This window comes from Stenotrophomonas sp. KH_036_B (assembly GCF_057839485.1).
The window spans coordinates 2,640,429-2,656,267 of sequence record NZ_CM174491.1 but is presented as its reverse complement, the minus strand read 5'-3'; the positions used below and the strand labels follow the sequence as shown (position 1 = coordinate 2,656,267).

16 protein-coding genes are annotated in these 15,839 nt (G+C 66.7%); 6 read left to right on the top strand and 10 right to left on the bottom strand.

What is annotated here, in order from left to right; all coding sequences use genetic code 11:
* Positions 1-46: 46 nt before the first annotated feature.
* From AC3ITN_RS11960 to asnS, 10 genes are all read right to left on the bottom strand, one after another.
* The gene (locus AC3ITN_RS11960; RefSeq protein ID WP_313347267.1) at positions 47-733 is read right to left on the bottom strand and encodes a DUF2461 domain-containing protein; all 687 of its coding nucleotides are present in this window, start codon (positions 731-733) and stop codon (positions 47-49) included.
* A complete protein-coding gene (sbcB, locus tag AC3ITN_RS11955; RefSeq protein ID WP_313347265.1) occupies positions 730-2,172 on the bottom strand; it encodes an exodeoxyribonuclease I in 1,443 nt (480 codons plus the stop codon). Before sbcB ends, AC3ITN_RS11960 begins: the two co-directional genes overlap by 4 nt.
* Entirely contained in the window at positions 2,172-3,539 is a 1,368-nt protein-coding gene (locus AC3ITN_RS11950; protein ID WP_489390637.1) for an FAD-dependent oxidoreductase, read from the bottom strand. The genes sbcB and AC3ITN_RS11950 overlap by 1 nt, the downstream gene beginning before the upstream one ends.
* A gap of 31 nt (positions 3,540-3,570) precedes the next feature.
* A complete protein-coding gene (gene kynU, locus AC3ITN_RS11945; RefSeq protein WP_489390636.1) occupies positions 3,571-4,848 on the bottom strand; it encodes a kynureninase in 1,278 nt (425 codons plus the stop codon).
* Positions 4,849-5,028: 180 nt separating this feature from the next.
* The gene (locus AC3ITN_RS11940; protein ID WP_489390635.1) at positions 5,029-5,541 is read right to left on the bottom strand and encodes a 3-hydroxyanthranilate 3,4-dioxygenase; all 513 of its coding nucleotides are present in this window, start codon (positions 5,539-5,541) and stop codon (positions 5,029-5,031) included.
* Positions 5,542-5,564: 23 nt separating this feature from the next.
* A complete protein-coding gene (gene can, locus AC3ITN_RS11935; protein WP_313347257.1) occupies positions 5,565-6,227 on the bottom strand; it encodes a carbonate dehydratase in 663 nt (220 codons plus the stop codon).
* A complete protein-coding gene (locus tag AC3ITN_RS11930; protein ID WP_313347255.1) occupies positions 6,224-6,856 on the bottom strand; it encodes an FMN-binding negative transcriptional regulator in 633 nt (210 codons plus the stop codon). Before AC3ITN_RS11930 ends, can begins: the two co-directional genes overlap by 4 nt.
* A gap of 6 nt (positions 6,857-6,862) precedes the next feature.
* Positions 6,863-7,177, bottom strand: coding sequence for a hypothetical protein (locus AC3ITN_RS11925; RefSeq protein ID WP_313347253.1), 315 nt, complete (start codon positions 7,175-7,177; stop codon positions 6,863-6,865).
* On the bottom strand, positions 7,174-7,479 hold the full coding sequence (locus tag AC3ITN_RS11920) for a hypothetical protein (RefSeq protein WP_313347251.1): 306 nt from the start codon (positions 7,477-7,479) through the stop codon (positions 7,174-7,176). The genes AC3ITN_RS11925 and AC3ITN_RS11920 overlap by 4 nt, the downstream gene beginning before the upstream one ends.
* Positions 7,480-7,503: 24 nt before the next feature.
* A complete protein-coding gene (asnS, locus tag AC3ITN_RS11915) occupies positions 7,504-8,898 on the bottom strand; it encodes an asparagine--tRNA ligase (RefSeq protein ID WP_313347249.1) in 1,395 nt (464 codons plus the stop codon).
* A 129-nt stretch (positions 8,899-9,027) separates the two neighbouring features.
* Between asnS and AC3ITN_RS11910 the strand changes: the two genes are divergently transcribed.
* From AC3ITN_RS11910 to zipA, 6 genes are all read left to right on the top strand, one after another.
* On the top strand, positions 9,028-9,366 hold the full coding sequence (locus AC3ITN_RS11910; protein WP_313347247.1) for a HesB/IscA family protein: 339 nt from the start codon (positions 9,028-9,030) through the stop codon (positions 9,364-9,366).
* Between the two features lie 168 nt (positions 9,367-9,534).
* Entirely contained in the window at positions 9,535-9,972 is a 438-nt protein-coding gene (gene rpsF, locus AC3ITN_RS11905) for a 30S ribosomal protein S6 (RefSeq protein ID WP_313347246.1), read from the top strand.
* A gap of 11 nt (positions 9,973-9,983) precedes the next feature.
* Positions 9,984-10,214: a 30S ribosomal protein S18 gene (gene rpsR, locus AC3ITN_RS11900; RefSeq protein WP_002804494.1), complete on the top strand. Its 231-nt coding sequence runs from the start codon at positions 9,984-9,986 to the stop codon at positions 10,212-10,214.
* Between the two features lie 150 nt (positions 10,215-10,364).
* Complete coding sequence (gene rplI, locus AC3ITN_RS11895; protein WP_313347244.1) at positions 10,365-10,817, top strand: 50S ribosomal protein L9; 453 nt, start codon at positions 10,365-10,367, stop codon at positions 10,815-10,817.
* A 705-nt stretch (positions 10,818-11,522) separates the two neighbouring features.
* The gene (gene smc / locus AC3ITN_RS11890; protein ID WP_313347243.1) at positions 11,523-15,026 is read left to right on the top strand and encodes a chromosome segregation protein SMC; all 3,504 of its coding nucleotides are present in this window, start codon (positions 11,523-11,525) and stop codon (positions 15,024-15,026) included.
* A gap of 43 nt (positions 15,027-15,069) precedes the next feature.
* Positions 15,070-15,801 (top strand): cell division protein ZipA, encoded by a 732-nt coding sequence (gene zipA, locus AC3ITN_RS11885; protein WP_489390634.1) that lies wholly within the window; start codon positions 15,070-15,072, stop codon positions 15,799-15,801.
* Positions 15,802-15,839 lie beyond the last annotated feature (38 nt).

Below are 15,839 nucleotides of genomic sequence, written 5' to 3'. Positions count from 1 at the left end.
TCAACGCTGGGTAGAGTCACGCCCTGCGTGGCTGAGCGACCCACCCTCAAAACTCCAGATCCAACGCCGCACACAGATAGTCCACAAACGGCCCCAGCGCCACCAGATCCTTCGCCAGCGTCTGCCGCAGCTTCGGCCCGGTCATGGTGGCATCGTCCAGCGAGCGCCAGAACACCCAGTTGCGGTGCTTGAGGTCGTCGATGAACTCGAAATCCGGCTCGAAGCCGCGCGGCGCGCGCACCAGCTTCTCGCTTTCCTCGAAATCGAACTTCTTCCGAAGCGCAGGCGCATGCGCGGCCGCCTTCCAGGCGCCGGGGTTGTCCACGATGAAGTGGCGCACCTTGCGCTGGGTGGCCGGCTCGGGGTGCCACAGCCCGGCGCCGACGAAGCTCTCGCCCGGCTGCAGGTGGATGTAGAACGACGGTGCCGGCACCTGCTTGCGGCGTTCATGGAACAGGCGCGCGCCCTGCCAGCTCTTGTAGGGCGACTTGTCGTTGGAGAAGCGCGCATCGCGGTAGATGCGGAACAGCGAGCCACCCACGCCGCGCGGATCGGAACGGAAGTGGGTGCTGACCTCGGCCAGGTCCGGCTGCAGGTCGGTGATCAGGCGCAGGAACGGCTGCCGCACATGTTCCTCGTACTTCGCCTTGTGTTCGTTGAACCAGGTCTTGTCGTTGTTGCGCGCCAGGCCACGCAGGAAGGTGAAGCTGGCGGGACTGAAATAGCTGCTCACAGGCTCTGCTCCAATTGGGTGCCCCAGTCGCCCAGCTGCTGCAGCAGGGCGAGCTTGGCGGGGTCGGCCGCGTGTTCGACGGCCAGGGCGTCCAGCTGCGCGCGGAACTCGCCCAGGCGCTGCTCGCCCAGCGCGGTGTCGCCAAACAGGCGCTGCCGACGGTAGTCGTTCCAGCGCTGGCGTTCGGCGGCATCCAGGGTGTGCGGGTGGTTGCGTGCGCGATAGCGGAACAGCAGCTCCGGCATGCGTGGGTCCTTCAGGCGCTCGGCGAAGCCGGCCAGTTCGGCCGGCGGGCTGGTGCGCAGGCGGGCCATCAACGCCTTGTCGCCGTCCGCCAGGAAGCCGTCGTAGAGCGAGGCGTCCACGTCACTGACCGTGGCCGTGCGTTCACCGCCGTAGACCTGCCGTACCTTCTCGACCAGCGCCGGGCCGGCCTCGCGCACACGCGCGGCATTGGCCTCCACGGTCGCCACGTCGATGCCCAGCCGGGCATGGTCGGACGGGCGCAGGTGGTTCCAGGCGACCAGCGCGGGCACCTTGTTCAGGTGCACTTCCTTGAGCGGCACGCGCTGCTCGCCCTCGGCCAGGTCTGCCGCCCGCGTGTACAGGCGGGCGGCCAGCGTTTCGGCCGGCAGCGCGAGCAGGCCGTCGATGTCGCCTTCCAGGTCGAGCGCGATGACCCGGTTGTTGATGTACGGGTGCCGCGCGATCGGCAGCACCGGCGCGGCGCACATGCGCTGGGCGGGGTAGCGCATGGACACGTGCAGCACCGGCTGCATCGCGTCCACATCGAGCAGGCTGCCGACGAAACGCTTGTCGCGCAGCTTCAACGCGTACTCCCACAGCCGCGGCTGTGACTGCCGGAACAGCCGTGCCATGCCGATGGTGGCATGCACGTCCGACAACGCTTCGTGCGCATCGCCCTGGCGCACGTCATTGGCCAGCGCCAGGTGTTCGAGCTTGAACGAGGTGGCGCCGTCTTCGCGTTGCGGCCAGGCGATGCCCTCGGGGCGCAGCGCGTGCGCCAGGCGCAGCATGTCCAGCAGGTCCCAGCGCGAATTGCCGTTGCGCCACTCGCGCTCGTAGGGATCGTAGAAATTGCGGAACAGCCCGTGGCGGACGAACTCGTCATCGAAGCGCAGCGTGTTGTAGCCGAGCGTGCAGGTGCCCGGGCGCGCCATGAGGTCGTTGATGCGCGAAAACGCCTCGGCCTCGCTCACCCCTTCGGCGTGCGCGTGTTGCGGGGTGATGCCGGTGATCAGCGTGGCGATCGGCGAGGGCAGCAGGTCGTCGGCGGGCTTCACGTAGAAGCTCACCGGCGTGTCGATGATGTTCAGCGCGGCATCGGTGCGGATGGCGGCAAACTGGGCCACGCGGGTGCGGCGCGGGTCCTGGCCGAAGGTTTCCAGGTCGTAGAACAGGAAGCTGTCGTCGGCCATCAGTGCGCGCCTTCCAGCACCGGCAGCTGCGCGTGCACGATACGTTCCAGGGCGTCCCAGTCGATAGGGTCCAGGCTGTCGTGGCCGGCAGTGGCGTCCTCGAGGATGCGCCGTTGCAGTTCGGTGCGTTGCAGCGCCACCGCGTACGGCGTGTGCAGGAAGGTCACCATGGTGTAGTGCGGCACGAAGCGGGTCGGCCAGCGTGCCTGCAGCTGCTGTTCCAGCTCGCGCTGCAGCAGGAAGGCCGGGTCGGCCACGCGGTCGCGCATTTCCAGGTAGTTCTCCAGCGCCATCTGCTGGATGGCCTCGGCATTGGGCTTGCGGTCGCGCTCGAACGCGGCGAAGGCGCCGGCCAGACTGTCCTGCTCCAGCAGGTGGCCGGCCAGGGCAACGCAATCCTCGAACGCGCAGTTCATGCCCTGGCCGTGGAACGGCACCATGGCATGGGCGGCATCGCCGATCAGCACGGCGCGGCCCTGCAGGTGCCACTGGCGCAGGTGCAGCGTGCCGAGCAGGCCGGGCGGGTGTTCTTCCCAGTCGCGGCGCAGGTTGGGAATCAAGGGCAGTGCGTCGGGGAAGTCGCGCGCGAACAGCGCCTCGGCCTCGGCACCGCTGTTGGTGGTGGCGAAACTGGGCTCGCCTTCGTTGGGCAGGAACAGGGTGACGGTGAAGGTGCCTTCGTCGTTGGGCAGCGCGATGCACATGTAGTTGCCGCGCGGCCAGATGTGCAGGGCATTGGCGTCGATGCGGAAGCCGCCGTCCTCGGTGGGCGGGATCTCCAGCTCCTTGTAGGAGTGGTCCAGGAAGTCGATGCGCTCGTCCAAGGGGTGCTTGCGGTTCATCGCCGCACGCAGCGCCGAACCGGCACCGTCGGCGCCGATCAGCGTATCGAAACGGATGTCGTGCGGGTGGTCGTTGCGGTCATCGATGAAGCGGGCGTAGCCGGCATCGAAATCGACGGTGTGCAGGCGGCGGTGGAAATGCACCTGCGCACCGGCATCTTCGGCCAGCTGCAGCAGCGTGGTATTGAGGTCCTTGCGGTGGATGGACCAGATCACTTCGCTGTCGTCGCGGCCATAGCGCTGCAGCTGCGGTTCGCCGTGGCGCGGGTGGACCATGCGCCCGCGCATCATGACCGCCTTGGCCATCACCGCGTCTTCGACGCCGGCCTGGCGCAGGGCATTGCGACCGCGCTCGGCCAGGGCCAGGTTGATCGAGCGGCCGGATTCGTAGTCGCTGATGCGCGGGTCGCCGCGACGCTCATACAGGGTGATCCGCCAGCCTTGGCGGGACAGCAGGATGGCCAGCAGGGAGCCGGCCAGGCCGGCGCCGATGATGCTCAGGGAGCGGTGTGCAGTAGCGATCAAGAGCGGTTCCGCGAAGGAGGGGGAGTGCGGCTCAAAGTCCGGCCCAGGATTCCACTTCCTCGACGAAGTGGTGCAGGTCAAGGTAGCGGTTGTACAGCGGGGTCGGTGAGATGCGGATCACGTCGGGTTCGCGCCAGTCGCCCAGCACGCCGACCGTCTGCAGGTATTCAAAGAGGTGGCGGCCGCGCTCGCGGCCATCCACGACACGCAGTGACAGTTGGCACCCGCGCCGTTCCGGCTCGCGCGGGGTGAGCACCTCGAGCACACCCGGCAGGCGGGCACGGACCAGGGCGTCGAGCAGGCCGGTGAGCTGCAGGGACTTGTCGCGAAGCGCCTGGATGCCACCGGCCTTGTCGACCACGTCCAAGGCCGCGCGCAGCGGGGCGAGCCCCAGCACGGGCGGGTTGCTGAGCTGCCAGCCTTCGGCACCCACGGCCGGCACGAACTGCGGCGCCATCTTGAAGCGGGTGGCTTCTTCATGACCCCACCAGCCGGCGAAGCGCGGCAGGGTGTGGTCGCGGTGATGGCGCTCGTGCACGAAGCAGCCGGCCACGGCGCCCGGACCGCTGTTGAGGTACTTGTAGTGGCACCACACGGCGAAGTCGGGGGCGATGTCGTGCAGCTGGAGCGGAACGTTGCCCACCGAATGGGCCAGATCGAAGCCCACCCGGGCACCCTGCAGGCGGGCCATGCGGGTGATCGCGTCCAGGTCGAACACCTGGCCACTGCGGTACTGCACGCCCGGCCACAGCACGAGCGCCAGGCGCGGGCCGTATTCGGTGATGGCGCGCTCGATGGCCTGCAGCGAAATCGTGCCGTTGGGCTCATCGGGCTGCACTTCGACCAGGCAGGTGGCCGGGTCCAGGCCATGGAAGCGGATCTGCGATTCCACGGCGTGGCGGTCGGTCGGGAAAGCACCGGCCTCCATCAGGATGACCGGCCGCGCGGCCGTGGGCCGGTAGAAGCTCACCATCATCAGGTGCAGGTTGACGCTCAGGGTGTTCATGGCGACCACTTCGCTGGGCAGGGCGCCAACGATGCGGGCCAGCTGCGCATTGACCAGGCGGTGGTAGCCCAGCCACTGGGTCTCGCCGGTGAAGTGGCCTTCCACGGCCAGCGCACCCCACTTGTCCATCACCTCCTGCACGGCGGCCTTGGCCGCACGCGGCTGCAGCCCCAGCGAGTTGCCGACGAAGTACGTCTGGTCGCGATGGTTGTGCTGCGGGAACACGAACTCACCGCGCAGGGCGCGCAGGGGGTCGGCAGCGTCCAGGGCCACGGCATGGGTGCGACTGAGGATCTCGGACATGGGGCGATTGAGGTTGTCTGTGAACAGACAGTTTATCTGTGTGTCCTGCCTATGGGCTGAATCCGACGTGGGGTGTGAAGGCTGCCGGTCATGGACGGCTGATGGGCGGCTTCGGTACGTCCCCGCAAGGATCGTAGAGCCAGGCCCTGCCTGGCTGCTGTTGGCGCGGCAATCAGGCGATCAGGTGCCCGGCAGCGGGTCCACGTGCCCGCAGGCGTCGCAGGTGCGCATCTCGACGGACGCCTGGTAGCGTTCGAACAGCTTCGGCAGGTCCGTTTCGATGTTCTGCAGGGTGAAATATTCTTCGTAGAGTTTGTGGTTGCAGCGTTCGCAGAACCACATCACGCCATCGCGCTCGTGTGCCAGGCGCTTGCGTTCCACCACCAGCCCCACGCCGCCGGGCGGGCGACGCGGTGAATGCGGCACCTTGCCCGGCAGCAGGAAGATCTCGCCGGCGCGGATCGGAATGTCGCGCACCGCGCCGTCTTCCTGGATCTTCAGCAGCATCTCGCCTTCGAGCTGATAGAACCACTCCGGGCCTTCGTCGTAATGGAAGTCGGTGCGGCTGTTCGGGCCTCCCACCACCATCACGATGAAGTCACCGTTCTCGATCATCCTGTTGCCCACCGGCGGCTTGAGCAGGTGGCGATTCTCGTCGATCCAGGCCAGCAGGTTGATCGGGGAGGCGAGCATGGGCGGTTCCGTGCGGTGAGGGGTCAGTCGCGCCGGCCGCGGCGCGGTACGTGGGCCAGCGCCTGCTCGTAGGCCGGCTGCAGGTCTTCCGGGCGACCCACGTCGATGCCCATTTCGCGCACGCGGCCGTCCTTCAGGCTGTATACCCAGCCGTGCACCATCAGCTTCTGGCCGCGGGCCCAGGCGTCCTGCACGATGGTCGAACGGCAGGCGTTGACCACCTGTTCGATCACGTTGAGCTCGCACAGGCGCGCATGCTTCAGGTCGGGCTCCTCGATCGCATCCATGATCGCCGCGTGCTTCTGCGCCACGTCGCCGACATGCCGCAACCAGTTGTCGGCCAGGCCGACGCGCGTGTTGTTCAGGCTGGCATGCACGCCGCCGCAGCCGTAGTGGCCCACGATCAGGATGTGCTTCACCTTCAGCTGGTCCACCGCGTACTGGATGACGCTCAGGCAGTTCAGATCGGTGTGCACCACCACGTTGGCGACGTTGCGGTGGACGAACACCTCGCCCGGTGCCATGCCGATGATCTGGTTGGCCGGCACGCGCGAATCCGAACAGCCGATCCACAGGTATTCCGGGTGCTGCTGCTTGGCCAGCTGGTGGAAGAAGTCCGGGTCTTCCTTCTCGATCCGGTCGGCCCAGTCGCGGTTGTTCTGCAGCAGCTTGTGGATGTCTTTCATGGTTGCGGTACCTCTAGTTTCCAGCGCATCCACTGCGCCAGCTCCTGGGAAGAAGGGGAGTCGAGCGCCGACAGCGCATCGATCACGTTGCGCTGGTTGGCCTCGGGATGGTTCTGGCTGAGCTTGAGCTTGATCTGCGCCTGGGTGGCGCGGAAACGGAACCCGATGATGCCGCCCAGCATGCGCCGCTGGCGTGGTTCGATCGGCAGCAGGCTCCAATCCCCGCCCACGGTGGCTTCGTAGGTCGCGCTCAGCCGGTCCAGCATGGCGATCAACGCCTCTGGATCGGTGACCGGTTCGAGCGTGCCGCGCAGTTCGGCGGCCGCATAGTTCCAGGTCGGCACGCGCGCCTGCGCGTCCTTGTCCGGATACCAGCCCGGCGATACGTAGGCGTGCGGTCCGTGCACCAGCACCAGCGCCGGGCCGGCATGGCCGGCCTGCGGGTTGGGGCGGGCCCAGTGGCCCTCGATGAAAATGTCGTCGCCATCGCGCCGGTAGACCACCGGCAGCAGGGTTACCTGCGGAAGCCCGTCGCTGCCGGTGGTGACCACGGTGACGAACGCATCGCGCGCCATCAGCCGGTCCAGCCAGGTCAGGTCGGTCTCAACGAAGTCGGACGGGATGAACATCGTCGGTCAGGCGCGCGCGCCCAGGTTCTGCACCATGCGCCCCTGCAGTCCGTCATCGCTGTCCGCCTGGGGCGGGCGCACTTCGTGCAGGCTGAAGCCGCGGATCAGCGCGTCTTCCTCATCCAGCCCGTCGTAGGCGACGAATTCGGCGTCGAACAGCTGCGAGCGCGCGGTGTCCTCGCTGTCGTAGCTCAGCGTGTTGCCATCGCTGTCCAGCACTTCGGCAGTGCCGCCGGGACGCACCCGCAGGCGTGCCCAGATCAGCGTGTTGCCCAGGCTGGCGAGAAACCACTGGTCGTGGTGGGCGGTGATGTCGTTCATGTCAGTACCATCGAAAGCAGCCAGAGCAGGGCGGCCATGCCCAGTCCGGCCAGCAGGGTGAGCAGCGACAGCCAGGCCGGCGTGGCCAGCCCCGACAGCGAGCGGTCGGGGGTGTCGCGGTAATCGCGGCCCAGCAGCCAGCGCAGCGCGTCCGGGCGCAGGAAGGCGCCACTGCCGAAGCGGGTGGCCAGGGCAGGGTGGCGGTCGCGGATATGCACCAGCGTCAGCGGCCAGAAGATCACGAAGGCACTGAACCCGGCGATCGCCACGCCGACGAAACACAGCGCGAAGAACAGGGTCATGGGGGCATGCCTCCGTGGTCGGGATCAGAACTCGGCGGTGCCGGGTGCGCGCGGGTAGGGGATCGCATCGCGGATGTTGCCCAGCCCGCACACGTAGACCACCAAGCGCTCGAAGCCCAGGCCGAAGCCGGCATGCGGAACCGAACCGTAGCGGCGGAAATCGCGGTACCAGCCGTAATGGGCCGGGTCCAGGCCGAACTGCGCCATGCGCGCGTCCAGCACGTCCAGGCGCTCTTCGCGCTGGCTGCCGCCGATGATCTCGCCGATGCCCGGGGCCAGCACGTCCATCGCCGCAACGGTCTTGCCGTCGTCGTTCAGGCGCATGTAGAACGCCTTGATGTGCTCGGGGTAGTTGGTGACCACCACCGGGCGCCCGATGTGTTCCTCGGTCAGCCAGCGCTCGTGCTCGGTCTGCAGGTCCAGGCCCCACTCGACCGGGAAGTCGAACTTCCTGTCGGCCTTCTGCAGCAGCTTCACCGCGTCGGTGTAGTCGATCTGCTCGAACGGGGCGTTGATGAAGTCTTCCAGCTTCTTGATCGCGTTCTTGTCCACGCGTTCGGCCAGGAAGGCCAGGTCGTCGCCGCGCTCATCGAGCACCGCGCGGAACAGGTACTTCAGGAACTGCTCGGCCAGGCGTGCGTCTTCGGCCAGGTCGGCGAAGGCGATTTCCGGCTCGATCATCCAGAACTCCGCCAGGTGGCGGGTGGTGTTGGAGTTTTCGGCACGGAAGGTCGGGCCGAACGTGTACACCTTGCTCAGTGCCAGGCAGTAGGCCTCGACGTTGAGCTGGCCGGACACGGTGAGGAAGGTTTCCTTGCCGAAGAAATCGCGGCTGAAGTCCACCTCGCCCTTCGCGTTGCGCGGCAGGTTGGCCATGTCCAGCGTGGACACGCGGAACATCTGCCCGGCGCCTTCGGCGTCGGAGGTGGTGATGATCGGGGTGCTGATCCAGTTGAAGCCGTTCTGGTGGAAGAACCGGTGCACGGCCTGGGACAGGCAGTTGCGGATGCGGGTCACCGCGCCGAACAGGTTGGTGCGCGGGCGCAGGTGCGCCACTTCGCGCAGGAACTCGGCGCTCATCGGCTTGGGCTGGATCGGGTAGGTCAGCGGGTCTTCGACCAGGCCGACGATCTCGATGCCGCTGGCCTGGATCTCGAACGACTGGCCCTTGCCCTGCGACTTGACCAGGGTGCCGCGGGCGATCACCGAGCAGCCCGGGGTCAGCGCCTTGACGTCGTCGAAATTGGCCAGGGTGTCATTGGCCACCACCTGGATGGGGGCGAAGCAGGAGCCGTCGGTGACATTGACGAAAGCAAGGGCCGCAGAGCCGCGCACCGTGCGCACCCAGCCCCGTACAGTTGCCTCGCCGCCTTCCGGGATTTTCCCGGCAAGCGCATGTTCAACGCTGACCACCGTCATGACTTGAATCCTCTGTTGATCGACTCGATCTCTGAACGAGGAGTTTAACGGTTGCAGCGTTCTGCTTGCGAGGCATTTCTGACTGTGCCGTGGACCTATAATGTGTCTGATCCGCTGGAGTTGTCTGTCATGGCCGTAACCCTTACCCCCGTTGCCTTTACCCGCGTCCAGAAGTTCGTCGCACAGACCCCCGATGCGCTGGGCCTGCGTTTCGGCGTGACCCGCACCGGCTGTTCGGGGTGGGGGCACATCACCGACCTGGCCCGTGACGAGCGTCCCGGAGACACCGTGTTCGAGCAGGACGGGGTGCGCATCTACGTGGACGCCGACAGCCTGGCGCTGGTCGATGGCACCCAGATCGACTTCGGCAAGCAGGGCCTGAGCGAGACGTTCACGTTCAGGAACCCCAACGCCACGGCTGAATGCGGCTGCGGCGAAAGCTTCACCACCGAGGCCGACAAGGCCTGAAACGGGCGCCGCATGGCCCCGCGTTCCCGGTTCAGCTTGCCGGGACAGGACTTTGCTGCCACAATGCGCGGCTTCCTGCCTGATTTCTGGCAGGACCCTTGCTCCACCGCGTTCACCTGCGGGGGGCTGTCCGGCCCGACAAGGGCCACATCCGAAAGGTAACAACACATGAGTCGTCATTACGAAGTCGTGTTCATGGTCCACCCGGACCAGAGCGAACAGGTCCCGGCCATGATCGAGCGCTACAAGTCGCTGGTCGAAACCGGTAACGGCACCATCCACCGTCTGGAAGACTGGGGCCGTCGTCAGCTGGCGTACCCGATCCAGAACCTGGTCAAGGCACATTACGTGCTGATGAACATCGAAGTGGATCAGGCGGTGCTGACCGAACTGACCGAGAGCTTCAAGTTCAACGATGCAGTGCTGCGCAACCTCGTCATCCTGCGTCCGGGTGCCGACACCGAGCAGTCGCTGATCATGAAGAGCAAGGACGAGAAGGGCGACAAGCCCGAGCGCGGTGAGCGTCGTCGTCGTGATGACGAAGAAGGCGAAACCACCCCCGCCGCTGACACCGATGCCGGCGATGACGCCGCTTCGGCCGCTTAAGGAGCACTGACATGTCCAAGTTCTTCCGTCGCCGCAAGTTCTGCAAGTTCACGGCCGAAGGTGTCAAGGAGATCGATTACAAGGATCTCAACACCCTGCGCCAGTACCTCACCGAGAACGGCAAGATCGTGCCGAGCCGCGTGACCGGTACCAAGTCGAAGTACCAGCGCCAGCTGGCAACGGCCGTCAAGCGCGCCCGTTTCCTGGCCCTGATTCCGTACACCGACAACCACGACGTCTGATGAGGGCGGGCGGCCCCTGGCCGCCGCTTTCGTAGTCTCGACCGCCCGCGCCGCAAGGCAGCGGGCGGTGCCGGGTCTACCGTTCGGATATTCGGACAGCCATCTGCTGCGGGGTTCGCCTCGCTAACGAATACATATTGGAGCAACACCATGAAGCTGATTCTTCTTCAGAAGGTCACCAACCTCGGCGGTCTGGGCGACCAGGTCGACGTGAAGCCGGGCTACGGCCGCAACTTCCTCGTCCCGACCGGCAAGGCCATTCCGGCCACCGCTGGCAACGTTGCCGAGTTCGCTGCCAAGCGCGCCGAGTACGAAGCCAAGGCCGAGTCGATCCACGCTGACGCCGAAGCCCGCAAGGCCAAGCTGGAAGGCAAGAGCGTCTCGATCGCCGCCAACGCGTCGACCGAAGGCAAGCTGTACGGCTCGGTTGGCCCGCGCGACATCGCCGAAGCCTTCACCAAGGCCGGCCTGCCGCTGGAAAAGAGCGAAGTCATCCTGGGCGAAGGCGCCTTCCGCAACGTGGGCGAGTACGAGGTGACCATTCACCTGCACGCCGACGTCGAAACCACCGTCAAGGTGGTTGTGGAAGCCGAAAAGGCCTGATTTCCGCCGCAAGGCTGGAATCACCGGAAACGGGCGCCCGCGAGGGTGCCCGTTTTTGCTTTGGGGCCGCTGTTGCTGGAAGCATGGCGCCAAGAGCGGCGTTTCATTTTTCCGTGCTGGGGAGGCCGGCGGGCAGCCCCCTCCGGGACACGCCGCAAGTACGTCCGTGTAGGCTTGGCAAAAACATCCATGTTTTTGACAGTCCCTACGAGGACTGCCCGCCGGCCTCCCCCGATAGATGGTCGCGGCTGGATGGAAAGAGCAGCCAGGCATGGCCTGGCTCTACGGCCTGGCGCCTGGCGCGTGGGGCTTGGCGTATTGCGCCTGCGCCGGTAGGGGCGGTTCCCAAACGACCGCCCCAAACCCTCCAACACGCGGTAACGCATGTAAATGATCGAAGGGAGCTGGGCAGTTGCCGTTGATCGCCCATGCGTACCTGCCAACTGTCTGCGGGGCGGGGTGGGTGGGTTGGCGGGACCGTTGAGCGCCATGGATGGCGTGAACGAGCTTACATGGATGTACTTGCAGCGTGTCCCGCCGGCCCACCCACCCCGGCCCGCTAACCGACACCACTGGAGCCCATGGCTTTGGCTTTGGCTTTGCTCTGGTTCTGGCTCTGGCTCTGGCCCTATCGCCTCAACCGCCCGCACAACACCCACCCCGTTATACTCCGCCTATCGCGACTGTCCGGAAGCCCACCACGCCATGCGTCTGTCCACGATCAAGCTCTCCGGCTTCAAGTCGTTTGTTGATCCCACCACCCTGCATCTGCCCACCAACATGACCGGCGTGGTCGGGCCCAATGGCTGTGGCAAGTCCAACATCATCGATGCCGTGCGCTGGGTCATGGGCGAAAGCTCCGCCAGCCGGTTGCGTGGCGACTCGCTGACCGACGTTATTTTCTCCGGGTCTTCCGCACGCAAGCCCGTGTCGCAGGCAACCGTCGAACTGATTTTCGACAATACCGACCACACCATTTCCGGCGAGTACGCCTCGTTCAACGAAATATCGGTGAAGCGGACCGTCAGCCGCGACGGCAGCAGCAACTATTATCTCAACGGCACCAAGTGCCGCCGCCGCGACATTACCGACCTGTTCCTCGGTACCGGCCTGGGGCCCCGCAGTTACTCCATCATCGAGCAGGGCATGATCAGCCAGATCATCGAAGCCCGGCCCGAAGACCTGCGCGTCTATCTTGAAGAAGCCGCCGGCATCTCCAAGTACAAGGAGCGCCGCAAGGAAACCGAAACCCGCATCCGGCATACCCGCGAGAATCTCGACCGCCTCGGCGACCTTCGCGAAGAGATTGGCAAGCAGCTCGAACACCTCAAGCGCCAGGCCCGCCAGGCCGAGCAGTACCAGACCCTGCAGGAAGAGCGCAAGGTCAAGGATGCCGAATGGAAGGCGCTCGAATTCCGTGGCCTCGACCAGCGCCTGGGCGGCCTGCGCGAGGCCCTGTCGCAGGAAGAAACCCGCCTGCAGCAGCTCATCGCCGAACAGCGCGACGCCGAGGCCCGCATCGAGACCAGCCGCGTCCGCCGCGAAGAAGCGTCCGATGCCCTCAGCACCGCACAGGCCGAGGTGTACCAGGTGGGCAGCACCCTGGCCCGGCTTGAACAGCAGATCCAGCACCAGCGTGAAATGTCGCAGCGCCTGCACAAGGCCCGCGACGAAACCCAGCAGGCCCTGGCCGAACTGGGTCAGCACATCAGCGGCGACGAAGCCAAACTGATCGTGTTGCGCGACGCCGTCGAGCTGGCCGAACCCCAGCTGGAGCAGCTGCAGGAAGAAAACGAAATCAAGCAGGAGGCCCTGCGCGACGCCGAAGCCCGGCTTGCCGACTGGCAGGCGCGTTGGGAAGCCCATACCCGCAACACCTCCGAAGCCTCCCGTGCCGGCGAAGTCGAGCGCACCCGCGTCGATTACCTGGACCGCCAGGTGCTCGAAGCCGACCGCCGCCGTGAGGCCCTCACCGCCGAACGCACCGGGCTGGACCTGGATGCGCTGGCCGAGACCTTTGAGGAGCTGCAGCTCCAGCACGAGACCCAGAAGGCCGCGCTGGATGGCCTGACCGAGCAGGTCGAGGCACGCAAGGAAGCCGTGGCTGGCCTGCAGGATCGCCAGCGCAGCGGCCAGACCGAACTGGCGGATATCCGCAAGCAGGCCCAGGCCGCGCGCGGTCGGCTGTCTTCGCTGGAAACCCTGCAGCAGGCCGCACTGGGCCAGGAGCAGGGCGCGGCGGTGGCCTGGTTGAAACAGCATGGCCTGGATTCGGGTGCGCGCGTCGGCGAGCGCCTCAACGTGGAAAGCGGCTGGGAAAACGCCGTTGAAAGCGCACTCGGCCAGCTCATCGAAGGCGTGCTGGTCGAGGCGCCCGAACGCCTGGTCGGCGCGCTGGCCGAGCTGGGCGATGGGCGCATCGCCCTGGTCTCGGCCGACCAGAGCCCGCTTGAGGTCGCCCCGACCTCGCTGGCCGCCAAGGTGCAGGGCCCCACCGCGATCCGTCGGCTGCTGGCCCGCCTGCATGCCGCTGAAGACCTCGAACAGGCGCGTGCGTTGCAGGCGCAGCTGGGCGAGGGCGATTCGGTCATCACCCGCGGTGGCGAGCGCCTCGGCGACGGCTGGGTGCGCGTCTCGCGCTCCGGCGCCGCCAAGCAGGGCGCGCTGCTGCGCGAACGCGAAATCGTCACCCTGCGCGAGCAGATCGACAGCCTGCAGGAACGCGAAGCCGGTCTCGAAGAGCGCCTGGCTGGATTCCGTGACCAGCTGCTGGCCGGCGAGCAGCAGCGCGAAGACGCGCAGCGCCAGTTGTACCTGGCGCACCGCAGCGTGTCCGAGCTGGGTGGCCAGCTGCAGAGCCAGCAGGGCAAGGTCGACGCCGCGCGCACCCGCATCGATCGCATCGAAGGCGAACTCTCGCAGCTGCTTGAAACGCTTGATACCGGGCGCGAACAGGTCCGCGAGGCACGTTCGCGGCTGGACGATGCGGTCAACAGCATGGGCGATCTGGAAGCGGTGCGGCACGCGCTGGAAAGTGAGCGCCGCCAGTTCAGCGACGCCCGCGACCAGGCCCGCGAGGCCGCCCGCAACGTGCGTGAGAGTGCGCATTCCCTGGCCCTCACGCTGGAGTCGCAGCGCACCCAGGTGACCTCGCTGAGCCAGGCGCTGGAGCGCATGAGCACCCAGCGCGGCCAGCTCGATTCACGCCTGGGCGAACTGCATTCGCAGCTCGACGACGGCGGTTCCCCGGTCCAGGCGCTGGAAGCCGAACACCAGAATGCGCTCGGCGAGCGCGTGCGCGCCGACCGCGTGCTGGGCGAAGCCCGCACCCTGCTGGAAGGCATCGACGCGGAGCTGCGCAATTTCGAACAGACCCGCCACCATCGCGACGAACAGGCGCTGGCCCAGCGCGAGCGGATTTCCCAGCGCAAGCTGGACCAGCAGGCGCTGGTGCTCAGTGCCGACCAGCTCACCGCCTCGGTGGAGAAGGCCGGCTTCGTGCTGCAGGACGTGATCAACGCACTGCCCGAGGACGCCCGCATCGGCGACTGGGAACAGGCCGTGCACCAGATCGACGGGCGCATGCGCCGCCTGGAGCCGGTCAACCTGGCCGCCATCCAGGAATATGGCGAGGCCTCGCAGCGCTCGGACTACCTGGATGCGCAGAACACCGATCTGTGCACCGCGCTGGAGACGCTGGAAGACGCCATCCGCAAGATCGACCGCGAGACCCGCGGCCGCTTCAAGGACACCTTCGACCGCGTCAACGCCGGTGTGCAGCAGCTGTATCCGCGCCTGTTCGGCGGCGGCCACGCTTACCTGGAACTCACGGGTGAAGACCTGCTCGACACCGGTGTTGCGATCATGGCGCGGCCGCCGGGCAAGCGGGTGTCGAGCATCTCGCTGCTGTCCGGTGGCGAGAAGGCGATGACCGCGGTGGCGCTGGTGTTTGCGATCTTCCAGCTCAACCCGGCGCCGTTCTGCCTGCTGGACGAGGTGGACGCGCCGCTGGATGAAGCCAACGTCGGTCGCCTGGCCAACATGGTCAAGGAGATGAGCGAGAAAGTGCAGTTCCTGTTCGTGAGTCACAACAAGGCGACCATGGAGGCGGCCCACCAGCTGTCGGGCGTGACCATGCGCGAGCCGGGCGTCAGCCGCCTGGTCAGCGTTGACCTGGAAGAGGCGGCACGATTGGCGGGCGCGGCCTGACGTGCCATGCTTACCTGAATGTATTTAGCCGGAGACCCCCCGAATGTCCGACATGGCACTGCTCCGCATCGGCATCCTGGCCGCCGGCCTGCTGCTGATTGCCGCGATCTTCCTGTTTGGCCGTCCGAAGAAGAAATCGCAGGGCCGTCGCCTGGAAGGCGCGGAGAACAGCACCGGCCAGCGGCGTGAGCCGATGCTGGGCGACGGGGAGGCCCCCGGCGCCGACGGCGCGGCCAGCCGCGACGACGGCGTCTCGCAGCCCGAACTGGGCCTGCCCGACGTGGACGCCCCGGTCAGCGACCTGGGCAAGCGCGCCACGCAGGATTTCGACAAGATCGTGTCGCTGTTCGTGGCGGCCCGCGCCGGCGAACAGCTGCGCGGCGAAGACATCGTCGTCGCCGCCGAGAAGACCGGCCTGGTGTTCGGCCACATGAACGTGTTCCACCGCCTGGTGGAAGGGCATCCCGAGCGCGGCCCGATCTTCTCCATGGCCAGCATCATGAAGCCGGGCAGTTTCGACATGGCCAACATCCGTGAGATGGAGACCCCGGCGATTGCCTTCTTCCTGACCCTGCCGGCGCCGCTGACCGCGCTGGACGCGTGGGAAAAGATGCTGCCGACCGTGGAACGCATGGCCGAGCTGTTGAACGGCATCGTCCTCGACGACAGCCGCGCCTCGCTCGGCCGCCAGCGGGTCGCGCACATCCGCGACGAGCTGCGCGCGTATGACCGCCAGCACCAGGCGCCGCCACTTACGAAAGCCCCGCGTTGGTGAAGCCAACGCGACGCGTTCGACGGGCGGCCCGCGCATTC

Coding starts and splice junctions, on each gene's coding strand:
- zipA (WP_489390634.1), top strand. CDS start 15,070: ATGTCCGACATGGCACTGCTCCGCATCGGCATCCTGGCCGCCGGCCTG.
- kynU (WP_489390636.1), bottom strand. CDS start 4,848: ATGTCCGAGATCCTCAGTCGCACCCATGCCGTGGCCCTGGACGCTGCC.
- AC3ITN_RS11925 (WP_313347253.1), bottom strand. CDS start 7,177: ATGAACGACATCACCGCCCACCACGACCAGTGGTTTCTCGCCAGCCTG.
- rplI (WP_313347244.1), top strand. CDS start 10,365: ATGAAGCTGATTCTTCTTCAGAAGGTCACCAACCTCGGCGGTCTGGGC.
- asnS (WP_313347249.1), bottom strand. CDS start 8,898: ATGACGGTGGTCAGCGTTGAACATGCGCTTGCCGGGAAAATCCCGGAA.
- rpsR (WP_002804494.1), top strand. CDS start 9,984: ATGTCCAAGTTCTTCCGTCGCCGCAAGTTCTGCAAGTTCACGGCCGAA.
- AC3ITN_RS11920 (WP_313347251.1), bottom strand. CDS start 7,479: ATGACCCTGTTCTTCGCGCTGTGTTTCGTCGGCGTGGCGATCGCCGGG.
- rpsF (WP_313347246.1), top strand. CDS start 9,535: ATGAGTCGTCATTACGAAGTCGTGTTCATGGTCCACCCGGACCAGAGC.
- AC3ITN_RS11940 (WP_489390635.1), bottom strand. CDS start 5,541: ATGCTCGCCTCCCCGATCAACCTGCTGGCCTGGATCGACGAGAATCGC.
- AC3ITN_RS11910 (WP_313347247.1), top strand. CDS start 9,028: ATGGCCGTAACCCTTACCCCCGTTGCCTTTACCCGCGTCCAGAAGTTC.
- can (WP_313347257.1), bottom strand. CDS start 6,227: ATGAAAGACATCCACAAGCTGCTGCAGAACAACCGCGACTGGGCCGAC.
- smc (WP_313347243.1), top strand. CDS start 11,523: ATGCGTCTGTCCACGATCAAGCTCTCCGGCTTCAAGTCGTTTGTTGAT.
- AC3ITN_RS11930 (WP_313347255.1), bottom strand. CDS start 6,856: ATGTTCATCCCGTCCGACTTCGTTGAGACCGACCTGACCTGGCTGGAC.
- sbcB (WP_313347265.1), bottom strand. CDS start 2,172: ATGGCCGACGACAGCTTCCTGTTCTACGACCTGGAAACCTTCGGCCAG.